At 29.7% G+C, this 17,901-nt stretch carries 17 protein-coding genes; all 17 read left to right on the top strand.

The window, feature by feature from the left end; translation table 11 throughout:
* Positions 1 to 22: 22 nt before the first annotated feature.
* Positions 23 to 1,138, top strand: a complete 1,116-nt coding sequence (locus HNP76_RS09830) for an ATP-grasp domain-containing protein (RefSeq protein WP_184660007.1) — start codon at positions 23 to 25, stop codon at positions 1,136 to 1,138.
* Positions 1,129 to 1,674, top strand: a complete 546-nt coding sequence (locus HNP76_RS09825) for a GNAT family N-acetyltransferase (RefSeq protein WP_184660005.1) — start codon at positions 1,129 to 1,131, stop codon at positions 1,672 to 1,674. Before HNP76_RS09830 ends, HNP76_RS09825 begins: the two co-directional genes overlap by 10 nt.
* A 36-nt stretch (positions 1,675 to 1,710) precedes the next feature.
* Positions 1,711 to 3,174, top strand: a complete 1,464-nt coding sequence (locus HNP76_RS09820; protein ID WP_184660003.1) for an oligosaccharide flippase family protein — start codon at positions 1,711 to 1,713, stop codon at positions 3,172 to 3,174.
* Positions 3,164 to 4,486 (top strand): glycosyltransferase, encoded by a 1,323-nt coding sequence (locus HNP76_RS09815; protein ID WP_184660001.1) that lies wholly within the window; start codon positions 3,164 to 3,166, stop codon positions 4,484 to 4,486. The genes HNP76_RS09820 and HNP76_RS09815 overlap by 11 nt, the downstream gene beginning before the upstream one ends.
* Positions 4,487 to 4,518: 32 nt before the next feature.
* Positions 4,519 to 5,127 carry a CatB-related O-acetyltransferase gene (locus tag HNP76_RS09810; RefSeq protein WP_184659999.1) on the top strand — a complete coding sequence of 203 codons (609 nt, stop codon included), beginning with the start codon at positions 4,519 to 4,521 and terminating at the stop codon, positions 5,125 to 5,127.
* Between the two features lie 16 nt (positions 5,128 to 5,143).
* Complete coding sequence (locus HNP76_RS09805; RefSeq protein WP_184659997.1) at positions 5,144 to 6,064, top strand: glycosyltransferase family 2 protein; 921 nt, start codon at positions 5,144 to 5,146, stop codon at positions 6,062 to 6,064.
* A 15-nt stretch (positions 6,065 to 6,079) separates the two neighbouring features.
* On the top strand, positions 6,080 to 6,967 hold the full coding sequence (locus tag HNP76_RS09800; RefSeq protein WP_184659995.1) for a glycosyltransferase family A protein: 888 nt from the start codon (positions 6,080 to 6,082) through the stop codon (positions 6,965 to 6,967).
* Between the two features lie 9 nt (positions 6,968 to 6,976).
* The gene (locus HNP76_RS09795) at positions 6,977 to 8,185 is read left to right on the top strand and encodes an EpsG family protein (protein ID WP_184659993.1); all 1,209 of its coding nucleotides are present in this window, start codon (positions 6,977 to 6,979) and stop codon (positions 8,183 to 8,185) included.
* Positions 8,182 to 9,234 carry a glycosyltransferase family 4 protein gene (locus HNP76_RS09790; RefSeq protein ID WP_184659992.1) on the top strand — a complete coding sequence of 351 codons (1,053 nt, stop codon included), beginning with the start codon at positions 8,182 to 8,184 and terminating at the stop codon, positions 9,232 to 9,234. The genes HNP76_RS09795 and HNP76_RS09790 overlap by 4 nt, the downstream gene beginning before the upstream one ends.
* Before the next feature lie 39 nt (positions 9,235 to 9,273).
* Positions 9,274 to 10,251, top strand: a complete 978-nt coding sequence (locus HNP76_RS09785; protein ID WP_184659990.1) for a glycosyltransferase family 8 protein — start codon at positions 9,274 to 9,276, stop codon at positions 10,249 to 10,251.
* Positions 10,244 to 11,338: an acyltransferase family protein gene (locus HNP76_RS09780; protein WP_184659988.1), complete on the top strand. Its 1,095-nt coding sequence runs from the start codon at positions 10,244 to 10,246 to the stop codon at positions 11,336 to 11,338. The genes HNP76_RS09785 and HNP76_RS09780 overlap by 8 nt, the downstream gene beginning before the upstream one ends.
* Positions 11,339 to 11,378: 40 nt before the next feature.
* Positions 11,379 to 12,488, top strand: coding sequence for a glycosyltransferase (locus tag HNP76_RS09775; RefSeq protein WP_184659986.1), 1,110 nt, complete (start codon positions 11,379 to 11,381; stop codon positions 12,486 to 12,488).
* A gap of 9 nt (positions 12,489 to 12,497) precedes the next feature.
* The gene (locus tag HNP76_RS09770) at positions 12,498 to 13,556 is read left to right on the top strand and encodes a mannose-1-phosphate guanylyltransferase/mannose-6-phosphate isomerase (protein ID WP_184659984.1); all 1,059 of its coding nucleotides are present in this window, start codon (positions 12,498 to 12,500) and stop codon (positions 13,554 to 13,556) included.
* Positions 13,557 to 14,432: a type I phosphomannose isomerase catalytic subunit gene (locus HNP76_RS09765; RefSeq protein WP_184659982.1), complete on the top strand. Its 876-nt coding sequence runs from the start codon at positions 13,557 to 13,559 to the stop codon at positions 14,430 to 14,432. It abuts the gene before it with no gap.
* A 221-nt stretch (positions 14,433 to 14,653) separates the two neighbouring features.
* Entirely contained in the window at positions 14,654 to 15,799 is a 1,146-nt protein-coding gene (locus tag HNP76_RS09760; protein ID WP_184659980.1) for a DUF262 domain-containing protein, read from the top strand.
* Positions 15,796 to 16,929 carry an AAA family ATPase gene (locus tag HNP76_RS09755; protein WP_184659978.1) on the top strand — a complete coding sequence of 378 codons (1,134 nt, stop codon included), beginning with the start codon at positions 15,796 to 15,798 and terminating at the stop codon, positions 16,927 to 16,929. The genes HNP76_RS09760 and HNP76_RS09755 overlap by 4 nt, the downstream gene beginning before the upstream one ends.
* 7 nt (positions 16,930 to 16,936) lie before the next feature.
* Positions 16,937 to 17,737: a hypothetical protein gene (locus HNP76_RS09750; protein WP_184659976.1), complete on the top strand. Its 801-nt coding sequence runs from the start codon at positions 16,937 to 16,939 to the stop codon at positions 17,735 to 17,737.
* The last annotated feature ends 164 nt before the right edge of the window (positions 17,738 to 17,901 follow it).

Raw genomic sequence — 17,901 nt, 5'->3', positions numbered from 1 at the left:
AATAGATTAAGGATTTTATATAATGAAAAAAATAGCAATTATAGGAGCAAATGATTTCCAGCGACAACTCATTCTTAAAGCAAAAGAAATGGGTTTAGAAACTCATGTTTTCGCATGGGAGGATGGAGCTGTAGGAAAGGCTGATGCAGATTATTTTTACCCTATTAGCATTATTGAAAAAGAGCTAATTTTAGAAAAATGTAAGGAAATAGGAATTGATGGTATCTGTTCTATTGCTTCTGATTTAGCAGTTCTTACAGTTGATTATGTTGCTGAAAAAATGGGGCTTAATGCAAACTCTATTGAATGTTCAGAAATTGCAACTAATAAATTTTTAATGCGAAAAGCATTTAAGAAAAATGGTGATCCAATTCCAAAGTTTATTGAAGTTGGAGAAAATGAAAAGTTTGATATTTCTGATTTTTCTTATCCTCTTATTGTAAAACCAACAGATAGAAGTGGAAGTCGCGGTATTACAAAAATCACTGATAAATCGCAATTATCGGCAGCTATAAAATCTGCGTGCAATGAATCTTTTGAACACAAGGCAATGATTGAAGAGTTTGCAGAAGGAAAAGAATACAGTGTAGAATGTGTTTCATTTCATGGTAAGCCAACTCTTCTTGCAGTAACAGAAAAGATAACAACCGGAGCCCCTCATTTTATTGAAACTGGACATAATGAACCTGCCCCTATTAGTGCAGAAATGGTAGAGAAAATTAAATCTGTTGTTTACCACGCATTAAACAGTCTTAAGATAACAGAAGGTGCAAGTCATTCTGAAATTAAAATCGATGATGATGGAAATATAAAGATTATTGAAATTGGTTCACGAATGGGTGGAGACTGTATTGGTTCTGATCTTGTTAGGATTTCAACAGGTTATGATTTTACTAAAATGGTAATTGATGTTGCACTTGGAAATGAACCTGATTTCAAAAAAGTTGTAGAACCAAGAAACGCCGCTGTTCGATTTATTTTTACTGAAAAAGATATGGCTGATTGTGAAGAAATGCTCAATGATGGATGGCAGCTTGAACGAAAATTTATTGAACATGAGTTTGATGGGCATACGATTACTGATAGTTCTAATCGTTATGGATATTATATTATGAAGGGTAATATGCTATGCTCATAAAATATGGATGTGTAACGCTTCGAGCTATAGAGGCAAAGGATTGCGACTTGCTTCTTGAAATGATGAATAACCCTGATATTGATAGATGGGTTGGGAATTTACATCTTCCAGTCAGTAAATCAATGCAGGATAATTGGATAAATAATTATACTAATACTAATTCAACTATTCGACTTATGATTGAATTAGAAAATGGCCATACCTTAGGTATGGTTATGTTGCAAAATATTGATTATAAGAATTCAAATGCAGAAATTGGTATAAAAATTAATATTTCCGATAAAAGTAAAAGGATGAAAAATGATACAGATGATGCTTATAAAGCTTTACTAACTTTTGCTTTTAAAGAGTTAAATTTAAATTGTATTTATGCATATGTAATAAAAGGAAATGAACATTCATATAATTTTAATTTAAGGAATGGTTTTAAAGAATCTGGTCTATTACCTTCAAAAATTTATACGGAAGGTGAATATAAAGATATGATTGTTTTTTCAATATTAAGAAATGACTTTTATTCATATATAAGTGATTAAAAATTCAAATAATTTTATACAATAAAACTAACAAAGATGCAAACTAAAAGTATAAAAATAAATGCAGTTTTAAATGTTATAAGAACATGCTCAACTATTTTTTTTCCGTTAATAACTTATCCTTATGTTCTTCGGATTTTAATGCCTGAAAATATTGGAAAGGTAAATTTTGCTAATTCATTTATAAGTTATTTTTCTTTAATTGCTGGTTTAGGTATCGGGACTTATGCGATAAGAGAATGTGCAAAAGTAAGGGATAATAAAGAGATGTTAGATAATATTTCTTCTCAAATTTTTTCTATGAATCTTTTGACAACATTTATTGCTTATATACTTCTTTTTTTGTCTTTATTTTTTTTTCGAAAGTTAGATAATTATCGCGTATTAATCATTGTTTATGGAAGTAGTATTATATTTACAACACTAGGGGCTGATTGGATTAATACTGCTATGGAAGATTTTTTTTATATAGCGATTAGAACGATTCTTTTTCAGATACTTCATGTTATTTTGATATTTGTTTTTGTTAGAACTTCAAATGATTATTATAAATATGCAGTAATATCTATAATGTCTGCGAGTGGAGCAAATATTGCAAATATTTTTTACAGACGAAAGTATTGTAAAATGAAGTTGATATTTAAAATTGAATGGAAGAAACATTTAGCACCAATTATTTATTTATTTGTTATGATTCTTTCTCAGACCATTTTTAATACGGCTGATGTAACAATGTTGGGGCTAATGAAAGATGATTATGCAGTTGGAATTTATTCTACAGCTGTAAAAATCAATAATTTGATAAGTCAGTTAATTGCTTCTGTTTTATTTGTACTTTTGCCAAAGTTATCAAATATTTTTGCGAATGAAGATTATGAACGTATTAATTCAGTTTTACGTAAAATTTTAGGATATATTCTTTTGTTGGGCATTCCTTGTTATGCAGGTGCCACTGTTCTTTCAGATGAAATTATATTATTGATAGGTGGAAGTCAATATATTGAATCGCCTTTAGTTTTAAAAATTTTACTTATTGCTTTTTTATTCAGTCTTGTTGGAGGCAGTTTTTTGGGAAATATAGTTCTTTTGCCTTCAGGTAATGAAAAGAAGTTTATGTTTATTTGTTGTATAACAGCTGCTTTTAATGTAATTACTAATTATTTTTTTATTCCTTTTTTTGGAGTTTATGCTGCAGCTATGACAACAGCAGTCAGTTCTTTATTAATTTTAATACTTTTGATAATTACAGTTGATAAAAGAATTAAGATAAATAAAAAATCAAAGATTTTTTTAGAACCAGTATTTGGTAGTATAATAATTACAATTATATGTTTATTACTAAAGAAATGTGTTGGAAATCTTATAATAAGAACTGTTGTGTGTATGATTTTTAGTGCATTTGTATACACTGTTATTTTATTGCTTTTTAGAAATGAATTTTTACTTGAGATTATTAATTCTATAAAACAAAAAGTTATGGGACTTAAAAATGGACTGTAATAAAAATATTTTAATAGTTTCTTCTGCCAACCCATTTATAGCATCTGGGGTTTTAGCCGTTGATTTTTATAATGCACTTAAAAAATCTGGTGCAGATGTTGATTTTCTTACTAAGGAAAAGTCTTTAGAGTATCCAGATTTTTTATATATAAAAGATAATATAATAGAAAAAGAATTAATAAGGCTAAAAAGAATTATTCATCGTATCGATTTTAAACTTTTCAGAATTATTACACGACGTAATTATGAAAAATATTTTCAACGATGTTTCTTTTATAAATATGAATGTAAACCTCCTGTTTCAAATAGAAAATTACTAAAATCGCTTCCTAATAATAAAAGATATGATTTTGTTTTAATTCTTTTTTGGCAAGAAATGCTCAGTGCTGTATCATTAGAAACGCTGTATGATAAATATAAATGCCCTATTTTTATTGTGTGTGTGGATTATTCACCAATGACTGGTGGTTGTCATTTTATTTCAGATTGTTCTACATTTGAAAATGGTTGTGGTGCATGTGAAATATGGTATTCTAAAAATAAAAAAGATTTTACTTATAAGAATGCTCTTGAAAAAAAAAGAATTTATGAAAAAATACATCCTGTAATGTTGGTTAACAAATACATGGATGAAAATTATGCATCAAAAAGTCCAATATTAGAGAATATTAGGAAAGAATATATTTTTCCAGTAATTAATGAAGATAAGTTTTGTCCTGTTGATAAAAGTCTTGCAAAAAAAGAATTAAATATAGATGAGAATAAAAAAGTAATTTTCTTTGCTTGTCAAAATTTGAATGATAAAAAAAAAGGTGGAAAATATGTTCTGGATGCAATGAATATTTTCTATAATAATCTTTCAAATAATGAGAGAGAGAATATATTAGTAATTCTTGCTGGTCATGCGGGGAAAGAGATTGGTTCAATTGTAAAATTTAATTGTAAGACATACGGTTATGTTGATTCAAAAATGTTAATAAAACTTTATCAGGCTTCAGATGTGTATCTATCCGGTTCAGTTATAGATGCAGGACCAATGATGGTTAATCAAGCTATATCTTGCGGTGTTCCTGTTGTCGCATTTAATATAGGAACGGCTATTGATGTCATTAATGGAAAAAACACAGGTTTTGTTGCAAAAGAGATTTCTTCACAGGCGTTTGCAGATGGAATTAAATGGTGGTATTTATTATCCCCTGGAGAATATAAAATAGTTGTAGATAATTGTAGAAATATGGCATTATCAACAACTTCATATAAAGCTTGTGCTGATTTTTTTTCACAACTATATGACAATTATTTAATAAAATAAGATTGAAATTATAAATTGGAAATAATAGTAATATGATAGTTAGTTATTATATAAACTTATATTTATTTAGAAAAAAATACAGAAAGCAAAATAAACATAATGAAACAACAATTATGAATTTTTGTGACTTAAAAAAAGTTGTAGTTGGTAAAAAGTCCTATGGCATTATTGATGTATTTGATGGTAGTCCGTCAAATAATAAGTTAGTTATAGGAAATTATTGCTCGATTGCGAATGGAGTAAAGTTTTTATTAGGTGGGGAACACAAGATAAATTGTATTTCTACATTTCCGTTTAAAGTAAAATGTTTTGGATATGAAAAAGAAGCTGATTCAAAAGGAAATATAATAATTTCAGATGATGTATGGATTTGTACTAATGCTATTATCTGCAGTGGGGTTAGTATAGGACAGGGGGCTGTAATAGCGGCCGGTGCAGTTGTTACACGAGATGTTGAACCATATTCAATCGTTGGAGGTAATCCTGCTCATTTTATACGCTGGAGATTTGATGAAAATTTAAGAAAAAGATTGTTATCAATTGATATAGTAAAATTATTTGATTCTTTTACTGAAAAAAAGACTTTAATATATGAGCCCCTCTCAGAAGATATTCTTGATAAAATTCTTATACAAAATTAAAAGGATATAAATACTAATGGATGTTTCTATCATTATAGTAAATTATAATAACTTTGCAGAAACTATTGAATGTGTCAAAAGTTTACAAAAATTAAAGAATAATGTTTTGTATAATATTGTTATTGTAGATAATTGTTCTCCCAATACTGACTTTAATAACTTGCTTGAACTATATAATTCAAATGAAAATATATATGTAATTAAAACAGACATTAATAAAGGTTATTGTGCCGGAAACAATTATGGAATTAAATATGCTCTAGAACAATTTAATTCACGTTTTATTTGGATATTGAATCCTGATACTCTTATTGAAGAGAATTGTTTAACTGAATTGTTTAGTTTTGCCAATTCACATTTGGATTGTGGTATTCTTGGTGCAAAATTAGTTCACTATCCAGATACTGATACTTTGCAGGCTTTAGGAGGATGTTTGTTTAAGCCGAATAAAATTGGCAGACTAACTCCTGGAAAATGTTTTTATGCCGGTGAGCCTTCGGATTGTGAGCTTCCTGAATTTGTTACTTGTGATTGTATCATAGGTGCATCTATGTTTATACGAAAAGAAGTTTTTAAGGACTGCGGATTTATGAACGAAAGCTTCTTCTTATATAGTGATGAAACTGAATTTTGTTTACGAGTAAGAAACTCCACCTGGAAAATTTATGCAATCTCAAAAGCGGTAGTTTATCATGCAGAATGTGCAAGAGTAAATCCTCAAAGAAAACTTATATATTATTACTATAATACTCGAAATGAATTATTAATGATAAAAGAATTATTTCCAAAACACGTGTATTTTCAGATTTTAACTTATTTTATATATATTTTATTTTATTTGACTAAAGGTAAATTGAAATATGCAAAATATATGTTTTTAGGTATGACAGCTTTCTTTAAAGGTGAAACTGGAAAAACAACTCGAGTAATAAAATAAAAAGGTGGTTATATAATGCTAGAAGAAAGTATTACATTTTGTTTATTAGCACGTAATTGTTATAATAATTTAAGCAAAAATTTAGAGAAAATAGAATATATTAGAAATTATTTCTTAAACTCCTATGTTATAGTTATTGAGAATGATAGTAAAGATGGAACTAAAGATTTACTTATTGATTGGCAGAAAAATCATAAAAATTATTTTATAGATTGTAAAGATTATAATCAATCTACATTTCCTGTTGGACAAACAAAAAAATCAAATGCTGGTGCTTCCAAATACAGAATTGAGAAAATGGCTTTTTTCAGAAATAAATATTTAGAAATAATAAGGAAAAAAAACATTCATACTGATTACATAACTATTTTTGATTCTGATTTAGATGATTTTGCTTATAAAAATTTTGTTTCAGTAATAAAAAATGCGCCTAAAGACTGGTCTTGTATTTTTGCTAATGGATGTTTTTATTCATCTTTTCTCAAATATAGAAAACTTCTGAAACCATATGATATATTTGCATATATTCCATATAATGCAGAGCATGATGAGTTAACCTATAAGGAAATGTTTATAAATATAGATGAGCTGGAGAGACAACTAAAAAAGGAATCCTATGTAAGATGTACCTCTGCATTTGGTGGAATTGGAATTTATCATTATGATAATATAATAAATACTTTATACACTACCAAAAATAATGAAAGAAGCAGTACTTTAGAAGTAATTTGTGAACATATTTCTGTTAATGAATATTGCAAAAAATTTGGAGTTAATTATATAGCGAAAGATTTATATGCACTTTATCAGAGGAGACGTTTTTTATCTCCTTTTATGCTTTTTACAAATAAACAAATCGTAAAACTATATGAAATGATAAAAAGAAAATCTTATCCGGAGTAATAGCAAAAAATGATTCAATTTCCTTATTTAGCTATTTTTTTTATCTTATTTTTATTATCATTTCCAAGCACAATTTCAGCCGGAAAGATAAAATTAAGAAATAATATTAATGCATTTAACTTTCAAAATAGTTATTATGCATTTTTAATGATTTATATAATAATTTTCTTTATTGGTGGACGCTGGTATGTTGGATCTGATTGTATAAATTATGAGAATGCTTTTTTAAATGCACCCAAAATATTTGGTTTAACCACAAAAGAATTGGAATTATTTTTCAAGAAATGTGGAATGGAAAAAGGTTTTTGCGTTTTTATGATTTTATTTAAATCATTCTTTAATAATTATTGGGTGTTTTCTTTTTTTAATTCTGCTTTTGATTATATTATATTCTATTTATGTTTACGAGATTATCTTCCAAAATATAAAGGTATTGCTATTTTAATTTTTTATGTGTTTATAGCCGATTCACATTTAGGAATAAACATGGTAAGAAATTTAAAATCAGTAATGATTTTCTTGTATAGTATCCGATATATCGTTAATAAGAAGTTCTATAAGTATGTTTTATTAAATTTATTTGGATGTTTATTTCATTTAAGTTCACTTTTTTATTTGCCACTCTATTTCTTGTTAAACAAAAAGATACGAAAGTATATATTTGTAATTATATATGGTATAGGATTGCTGTTTTTTTTCTTAAAGATAAAATGGGTTGGGGTTGTTTTAACACCTTTTGCTAATACAAATTTTGGAAGAATATCGCATTTAGTTTTGGCATATACTGATAAAGTGAATCCATTATCAGTTTCTGGGAGAATTACAATTGGATTTCTGGAACGTTTCTTTTCCTTTATTTTACTCTTGAAATATAAAAAAATAATAGAAGAAAAATTCAAATTTGGTGTTGTCTTTGTTAATATGGCTTTTATCTATTTTATTATTTTCTTCTTCTTTAATGAAATCTATATTTTTGTTCAACGGTTGCCACCGTTATTTTTGATTTCTTATTGTTTTATTTTTCCAATGATATATTCCTTGCTGACAAAAGAGCAGAAATGTTACTTTTACATAATTATTTTCCTTTATGGATTCTTACGAGTTTATAAAGGTAATTCGAATGCACATTATATTTACAATAATATCTTTAATCCTTTTAAGCCAGATAGCTTTTATCGTATTAAGGAAATAATATCTACGGAATCCAAAGTCATATGAAAAAAATATTATTTACTATAGGTTTACAGTTTAATGACCAAAATCGAACGGGTGTAGGAGAAGTTTATTATAATCTCCTTTCTGCAATTGATTTTGATGTTTGGGTAATCTCAAACAAAAAGACATTCGAAAATAAGATAAATATCCATTGTATTTATATGTCGGATTTTAAGTATCGACTTTTCAGATATTTAAGATATTTTTTGCCTATCACTTTTTTTGTTAAACAAAAATTTGATGTATATGTTTCAGATGGGTTTATTCCCATTGTTCCCAAAAAGGCAAAACAATATGCATTTGTGCACGATTTGATGCATGCTATATATCCGGAAAATTACAAGAAATCAGTCCTATGGAATTATACAAAGTTTTATAAAGATGTTGTAAAAAGAAGTGTTTTTCTGATTTCTGTTTCTGAAACGACAAAAAATGATTTAATTAAGTATAAACATATTTCAGCAGAGAAAATCTCCGTACTACCATTGACTACAACTTTAAGCATAGATAAAAAAGCTTCAGAACCATTTTTTATATGTATTGGGGCAATGAGAAAAAACAAGAATTTGTTAAATACAATAAAAGGGTTTGAGGATTTTAAAAAGAATAACAGAAACTCTGTTCATACATTGTTTATTGCAGGTTCAAAATCCGGAGAATATGAAACTTTGAAAGCATATGTTGAATCTCATTCCCTTTCGGATTGTATTCAGTTTCTTGGTTATATAACTGATGAACAAAAGATAGATTTATTAAGTAAATGTACTGCACTTGTAATGCTTTCTTCTTATGAGGGGTTTGGAATTCCTATTCTGGAGGCTGGATTAAATAAGATTCCTGTTATTGCAAGTCGTATTCCTGCATTTGAAGAATTCACGAAAAATAATGTAATTTTTGCAGAATCAGACAATATTCAAAGTATTTCTTCTGCCTTTGTAACAGCAATGGATGAAGAAGTTTTACAAAATAACAGTTTAAATTTTTACGAAGAAATACACCGTTATACTCCAAAGCAATTTAAACAGAATGTTTATAGTTTGTTATATCTATAAACAAAATCATAAAAATCAATTATATTTGGAAAAACAATAATGAATATTTTATATGTTTCAGATGAGAATTATGCGATGTTGACAGGTATTTCAATGTTATCATTGCTTGATAATAATAGGGAAGAATCTGTTTCTATTTATATTTTTTCTTTGGGAATAACAAAAGATAATAAACAAAAATTACAAAGTATTTGTGATTCATATGAAAAGAAGATTTTTTTTATTGATGCAGATTCATATATTGAAAAACTTCGTAACTCAAATCTAAATACATACCGAGGTTCATACTCAGCGGCAGTCCGATTTGGTATTTCAGAGCTTTTACCAGAAAGCTTAGATAAAGTGCTTTATTTAGATTGTGATACTCTTGTTGTTGGAAATATAAGCACTTTATACAATTATAACTTAGAAGAAAAGACTATTGGTATGTGTTATGATTGTATTAGAAACGAAAGAAAAAAACGATTGCAGTTTTCATTTAATGAACCATACTTTAATTCTGGTATTCTGCTAATTGATATAAATAAATGGAAATCAAATCAGTATGAGAAAATTTTTCTTACTAAATTTGATTCTATAAAAGATATCTGTTATTTACCGGACCAAGATGGAATAAACATTCTCTTTAAAGATGGTATATATCCACTGCCTTTTGCTGCGAATATTCTTTCACAGACTCTATTTTATAACTACGATGGCAATTGTTTAGTTTATAAACAAAAAACAGATTATTGGTATTCTAAAGTCGAGTTTGAGCAAGGTTTGGAAAATCCTATGATATATCATTTTTGTGGGCATAGTTTTATTCGTCCTTGGTATAAAAATTCTAAACATCCAATGAAAGAAAAATATGATTATTACTACTATACTTCTCCGTGGAAAGATAGTGTGCAAAAAAAGTTTAAATGGAATATAACTCGCTATTTGCAGTACATCACAAGGGGAAATTTTTTACCATTTTTGTATCTAAATGCTTTTATGCAAAGAATGTTTATTTTGGGAAAATATCATGTTTAATATTTCTGCTAGTCCTAGAAAGGCAAGAACAAGCAATTTTGAATTATTAAGAATTATTAGTATGGCTTTTATTGTCATAGGTCATTTTATAACTCAAACGGATGCCTTAACCGTATTATCTGGACGTAATCTTTTATTTGCACAATTTTCTGGATTGTTTTTAAGATGTGCCACTAGTTTATTTCTTATGATAGGCACTTGGTTTTTAATCCCGGTGGATAATAAAATAAATTGTTTACTATACAAACAAGGGGGGGTATTAAAGCTTTATAGTCAGTATTGGTTTTATTCTGTTTTTATATTTTTATCTGTCTTTATATTCAATGTTCCATATTCTAAGACAAGTGTTATTCAATCATTTTTTCCGTTTCTTACTAGGAATTGTTGGTTTGTAAGTCAATGGATTTGCTTACTTCTAGTTGCTCCTTATATAAATTCATTGTTTTGTCTTAGTCAAAAGTATATAAAATCCATTATTTTGATTTTATTTATCATATTTAGTTTTTATTCGACTGTTTACCCAAAGAGTATGGATACTGCAATGTGTAATTTCTCATGGTTTCTTTTTATTTATCTTTTTATGGGGTATTATAAATTATATGTACATGAGAATTTTTACTTTAATAAATATCTAGCTCTGCTAATAGGAATTACTTTATATGTAGGATTAGTCACTGTTTATGCATTTACACAAGGTTTTTTGCAGAAGCAAGCTCTTCGTTTTCTATTTGATTTTAAAACAATTCCTAATTTTCTAATTTGCCTTTGTGTTTTTTATTTCTTTTCACATATAGATATTGGTTCATTATCTTGGTTAAATTCAATTGCTAAAGGAACTCTTGCTGTTTATTTGATACATCAACATTGTGCATTTAAGGATTATTTGTGGCATAATATTTTTCATTGCGATTTGTGGATAAAATCAGATAATGAATTTTTCCCATTACAGACTTTATTATTAGTCATAAGTTTGTTTTTTATAGCCTGTATTATTGATTTTATAAGAAGATTTTTCATAGAACCAAATTGGATAAAATCGAAATTATTCACTTTTTTAGAAATGCAAATAGAAAAGTTATATAAATAAGATATTACTTATTACTGAAATATATATTTTAGGGGAAAAAATGAAAATTTTACAAATTGCGACTTATTATCTTCCTAATTTTGGTGGAATTGAGCAAGTTGCTTATGACTTTAGTCGTATTCTTATAGAACAAGGAAATGAGGTAAAAGTTATATGTTTCAATCATTCCCAAGAGACGGTTACAGATTTTTATGATGGAGTTGAAATAACGCGTGTAGGATATAAACACAAAATCGCTTCTCAAGCATTAAGCCTTAATTATTTCTTTGTGTTAAAACGAATGATAAGAGATTTCTCTCCAGATGTTATACACATACATTTACCGAATCCTTTAATTGCGACTTATCTACTATATGCAAAACCAAAATGTAAAATAACTTTGCACTGGCATTCTGATATAGTCAAACAAAAGAGATTAAAACAATTATATGCCCCTTTTGAAAAGGCTTTGTTAAAACGTGCTGATAAAATTATTGCAACTAGCCAAATTTATGCTGAGAAATCAGATACAATTAGTAAGTTTCTAAATAAGGTTACAATAATTCCAAATATTGTTGAAACAAAGGCTTTAGATAATCTAACAGATGAAGATAAAAAGCAGATACAAGGAATAAAAGAGAAATATTCTGGCAAAAAAATTATATTTTCTATTGGTGTACATCGCGAATATAAAGGATTAAAATATTTAGTTGAGGCTGCACAGTATTTATCAAATGAATATGAAGTTGTAATAGCTGGTAGTGGTCCACTTACAGATACATTAAAACAGCATGCCTCTGAGCTAAATCTTGCTAATATTCACTTTATCGGAAGAATCAGTGACGAAGAAAAAAAATTATATTTATGGGCATCTGATATTTATGCATTCCCTTCGATTACAAAGAATGAAGCATTTGGCATAGCTTTGGCTGAAGCCTTATATTGCGGACTTCCGGCTGTCACCTTCACAATTGATGGCTCTGGGGTAAATTGGGTAAATCAAAATGGTAATACAGGAATTGAAGTTTTTGAATTAGATGCAAAAAAATATGCAAATGCTCTGATGTCAATTTCAAAAGAGAAATATGGAGCAAATGCTCGAAAATGGGTAGAAGATAACTTTACGGATAAGGCAATTTATAATAGCGTTATGAGTTTTTTTAAGATGTGAGGATCTATTATGACAATTATTCCAATTATTTTAAGTGGCGGTGCCGGAACACGACTCTGGCCTCTTTCCTGGGGCGACCATCCAAAACAGTTCTTATCATTAATCAGTGATAAAACAATGATTCAGGAAACTCTGCTTCGTCTTGATGGGCTTGAAACAGGGAATCCTATTATTTCTTGCGGTGAAGGCCACAGATTCCTTGTTGCTCAGCAGATTGGAGAAATCACAAACAAAAAGCCTGTAATTCTTCTTGAGCCAATGGCAAAAAATACAGCTCCTGCAATTGCTGCTGCCTGCTGTGCCGCTATGAAACAGGATAAAGATGCAGTAGTGGTTGTCCTTCCAAGTGATCATGTTATTGCAGATGTAAAGGTTTTTCAGAATGCCGTAATGACAGCCGCAAAAGAAGCAGAGAAGGGGAGCCTTGTAACATTCGGTATTGTTCCGACATTCCCTTCTACTGGTTATGGATATGTAAAAGCTTCTGGAGACGAAGTTGATGGAGCTTATATTCTCGAAAAATTCGTAGAAAAACCTTGCCTCGAAAAAGCAGAAGAATATCTTGCAAGCGGCGAATACTCATGGAACAGCGGAATGTTTGTATTCAAGGCTTCTACTTTTATTGATGAATTAAAGAAATATAAGCCGGAAATGGCTGCTCTTTCTATTGAAGCTTTTGAAAAAGCAAGTGATGATAATGATTTTATCCGCCTGAACAAAGATGCTTTTGCAAAGATTGAAGGTGATTCTATTGACTATGCCATAATGGAAAAAACTTCAAAAGGAAAGATTGTAAAACTCAATGCCGGCTGGAATGATGTCGGTTCATGGACAGCCCTTTGGGAAATCCAGAACAAAGACAGCAACAAGAATGTAATCAAAGGTGATGTAATTGCCCTTGATACAACTTCAAGCTATATCCGGGGCGGTCAGCGTACAATTGCGACAATCGGCCTTGATAATATTGTAGTTGTCGATAGCGATGATTCACTTTTGATTGCTTCAAAAGATAAAATCCAAGATGTAAAGAAAATCGCAGAAGAAATGAAAAAAAGAGAAGCAAGATGAATGGAACCGATATTATTAAATCCGACAGTAAAGACTCTTATCTGGGGTTCGGAACAGTGGGGAATCAGCGGTCATCCAAATGGTGATGACGAAATCTTAAACGAAGAATTCAAGGGAAATACTTTGTCTTCTTTGTTTAAGACTCGGCCAGATTTGTTTGGAAATGCATCTCTTTCTCAGTTTCCTTTGCTCACAAAGATTATTACTGCAAATACAGACCTGAGCATTCAGGTGCACCCGGATGATGAATACGCCGCAAAAAATGAGAACGGCTCACTGGGTAAAACCGAGTGCTGGTACATCATGGACGCAAAGCCTGGAGCAACAATTGTCATTGGCCACAATGCTAAAAACAAAGAAGAAGTTAAGTCGATGATAGAAAAAGGGGAGTGGGACGATTTCATTCGTGTCATTCCTGTTCACAAAGGAGACTTCTTCTTTATTGAACCAGGCACTGTGCATGCTATTAAAGGTGGTACTGTTATTCTGGAAACTCAGCAGTCCAGTGACATCACCTACCGGGTTTACGACTACGGCAGATTGCAGGACGGAAAGCCTCGTCCATTGCATGTGAAGCAGAGTATAGATGTGATAACGGCTCCGTTTGTTCAGGAAGAGCCGCCATTGAACAGCGATAAAGCAATCGGCGATGTAAAGCAGCTTGTAAGCTGTAATTTATTTACAGTCTGGCATGGAGTTGTGGACGGTAGTCTTGAAATCAATCAGAACCGGCCTTTCCTGCTTTGTTCCGTAATCGAAGGCGAGTGCAAGCTTGAAGAAAAGTCATTCAGTAAAGGCGAGCATTTTATTCTGCCGCACGGATTCGGCAAAGCGAACTTTACTGGAAAAGCCGAGATGATTTTTTCGAGTATATAAGTATTTCACTAAGAAGTAAATATGCTAAAACGCTCCATCAATTCTGGTGGAGCGTTTTTTTATGCCCTAGGCTAATGAAATTACATACATTAAAAACTGAAGAAATTATATTTGCAAGAGGTAATCGTTACATAGCCATTCTTAGAACATGATATACATATAATTCTAGACTTTCATAATGGTATAGTGTACTATAAATTAAATAAAATAATAGGTGATATATGTTCTTTTTTTTTGAAAACGAATCTGAGTTAGATAAAGATGAAACTGAGTATGAAACTGATCAAGAACCTCAGATAAATGAACCTTACGATCCATTAAAAGTTGATATTATATCGCAAACACTTTCTATGCAATCAATTCTTGATAGACTTGAAAATCGTGAAATAGATTTAACTCCAGAATTTCAAAGGAAAGAAAATCTTTGGAAACCTAGAGAACAGAGTAGGCTTATTGAATCAATTTTAATTAGAGTTCCGCTTCCTGCTTTTTATTTTGATTGTCGAAATGATGATTGTTGGACTATTGTTGATGGATTGCAGCGTATTTCTACTCTGAATAATTTTGTAACTCGAAAAACTGGTGACGAATTAAAACTGAGGCTTACAGATTTGGAATATTTGCGAGAATATAATGGGTTATCTTATGAGGAATTACCTCGGCAAATGCAACGGCGGATTCGCGAATGTCAGATTTTTGCATATTGTATACGACCGGGAACTCCAGATGATATAACAATAAGCATTTTTAAAAGAATTAATACAGGGGGAATGCCTCTTACTTTACCTGAAATTAGAAATGCGGTTTATCATGGAAAAGCTTCGGATTTGGTAAAAGAAATGGCATATTCTGATGATTTCAAACTAGCAACTAGAGGCAAAATCTCTCCTGTTAGAATGCAGGATAGAGATCTTGTAACTAGATTTTTATCTTTTTTTATTTTAGGTTATAATTCTTATAATGGTGATTTAAATGGATTTCTTGATAAAGGGTTGGAAACAGTAAAAACAAAATTTAGTATAGAGAAATGCCAGATTTTATTAAATATTTTTATTAATTCAATGAAAGTTTGCAGGGAACTGTTTGGTGATTTTGCATTTAGAAAATTAATTAAAAATAATAATACCTTTGGTCCGCTTAATAAATCATTGTTTGAGTGTACTTCTGTTTGTGTTGCTAATTTGGATGAAAATGAGCAAAAAATATTAATAGAACATAAAGAGCAGGTTTTTCTAGATTATAAGCAATTATTTTCGACATCTTTTTTTGATGCCATCAATAGTGCAACAGGAACTGTTGAGCATGTTGTTGAAAGATACACAAAATTAATAGCTTTCTTTGAAAAGCAGGTGAGGAAGTTTTCATGATAAAAAAGCTAGGGATAAAGAATTTTAAATCGCTAAGAAATGTATCTTTAAGAACATCAAATTTAAATTTATTAATTGGCTTGAACAGTATGGGTAAGTCTTCAATTATTCAGTCATTGCTGATGTTGAGACAAAGTTATTCAAATTTTTCATTACTTAATAAATTATATATTAATGATTATTTGATTTCTTTAGGAAACAGCAATGATGTTTTTTTTCAAAATGCAGGTGAGCAAGAATTGCTTTCATTTTCTCTTGTTGAAGAACATGATTCTATAAAAGCTGATTACAAATACAGTTTGACTCCGGTAGATGCTCTTGAGGCAGATAATATACAGTTATCAAAAGATAATGTGCTAAATAAATTATCTTTATTCACAGAACATTTTCATTATTTGGATGCAAATCATATTTCACCATCAAAAACTTATAAGTATCTTGGATCAGAAAAATCACGATTGAATATTTTAGGTAATTCAGGAGAAAATGCACCATATTACTTGGCAAAATTTGGCGCAAAGGAGTTAAAGAATAAGTCTCTTCATCATCCTAATGCAAAATCTTATTCATTAGCAAATGAACTAGATGCATGGATGGGGGAAATTTCACCTGGAACGAGAATTATAAGTAAAGAATTAGCAGATGTTGATTTAGTAAAAATGGGAATTCAGTTTGAATCTACAGTTTCAGAAAATGAGAATATAAGACATGAAATGTCAAATGAGTTTTCTCCTATCAATGTCGGTTTTGGAATAACCTATGTATTGCCTCTTATTCTAACAATACTTATTTCAGAGCCGGGAGATTTAGTACTTATTGAAAATCCTGAATCTCACTTGCATCCTAGAGGTCAATCTGAATTGGGAAAATTGGTTGCTTTGGCTGCCGAATCTGGTGTTCAAATATTCTGTGAAACTCACAGTGATCACGTAATTAATGGAACTAGGGTTGCGGTTAAAAATAAAATAATAGAAGAGAATAAAGTTAAACTCTTTTATTTCGAAAAAGAACAAAATTCTTCTTTGGAAACTAAAATAATATCAATTTCAGTAGATTCAAATGGAGAACTAGACAAATATCCTCAAGGGCTCTTAGATGAATGGGGTAATTTGATGGCGCAATTGTTTTAAGGGATTTATGAATCAAGACTTATTTTTTAATGAACTTTCTATCGAAAATAAAACTTATTCGTTCTCTGTTGTTCAAAATTTAAAAGAGTGTTATTTAAAACTGAAAGAAAATAATTTTTCAGTATGCCGTGTTTCTCACGAATTGAAACAAGAGATAATGGATTACTTGATTAATATTCCCGGTATTCCAAAACGGACTATAACAAGTTTTCTTTATTCTTTTTTAGCAAGTCCATTTGAAAAAGATTCAATTTCTGAAGAAGATTTTGGTAAATTCATAAATCATGATTTGTATTTTGAGAATAAAAAAGCTATAGGACTTTTATGGGCATATACTTATGAAACAGCTGTTTTAAGCCTTTTCACTGATGAAAAATGGAATATTGATAGTTTAATTGCGTTTGATAAAACTTCCGATTCAAATGTTCAAGTACATAATGTATGTACAATTCAGAATATCACTTCGCAAAAACAGTGGATTGATTCATTAAAGGAATTGGAATTAATAAAAACAACTGTATTGCCAGAAAATAAATTATTTCATCCTCGTGAAGATCATGGAAAAGATATCTTGCTTAATTTCTGGAATAAACTTAAAAAGAATGACTATATAATATCTGGTATTAATTCTTTACCGTTTAATCCAAAATGCAGGACTTTTATTAAAGAAATTAATAACGATGGAAAAATAGAAATTGTTTTACATTGGACAGATCAAGGATTAGGACTTGTAATACAAACGACAGGAAGAAATTACAGAGAAACAAAGGCTATAGCAGAATTATTAGAGCAAGAATATGACTGTTGATTTTAAGTTCTCGCCTTCTAGTTTTTTATGAGAAGTGAAAGAATTATACAGAGCAGGGTAGATAAAACGGGGCGTTGCGGGGTGTCCCCGCTGGAAGGGGTAGCGAGCAACGTAGTGCGAGCGAGGGGGAGACTTCCCCCCTTCTAAATCAGTAGAATTATATT

Origin of the sequence: Treponema ruminis (assembly GCF_014201975.1) — a bacterium.
GTDB lineage: Bacteria > Spirochaetota > Spirochaetia > Treponematales > Treponemataceae > Treponema_D > Treponema_D ruminis.
The sequence above is the reverse complement of the archived record's forward strand: the minus strand, read 5'-3'. Positions and strand labels throughout refer to the sequence as shown.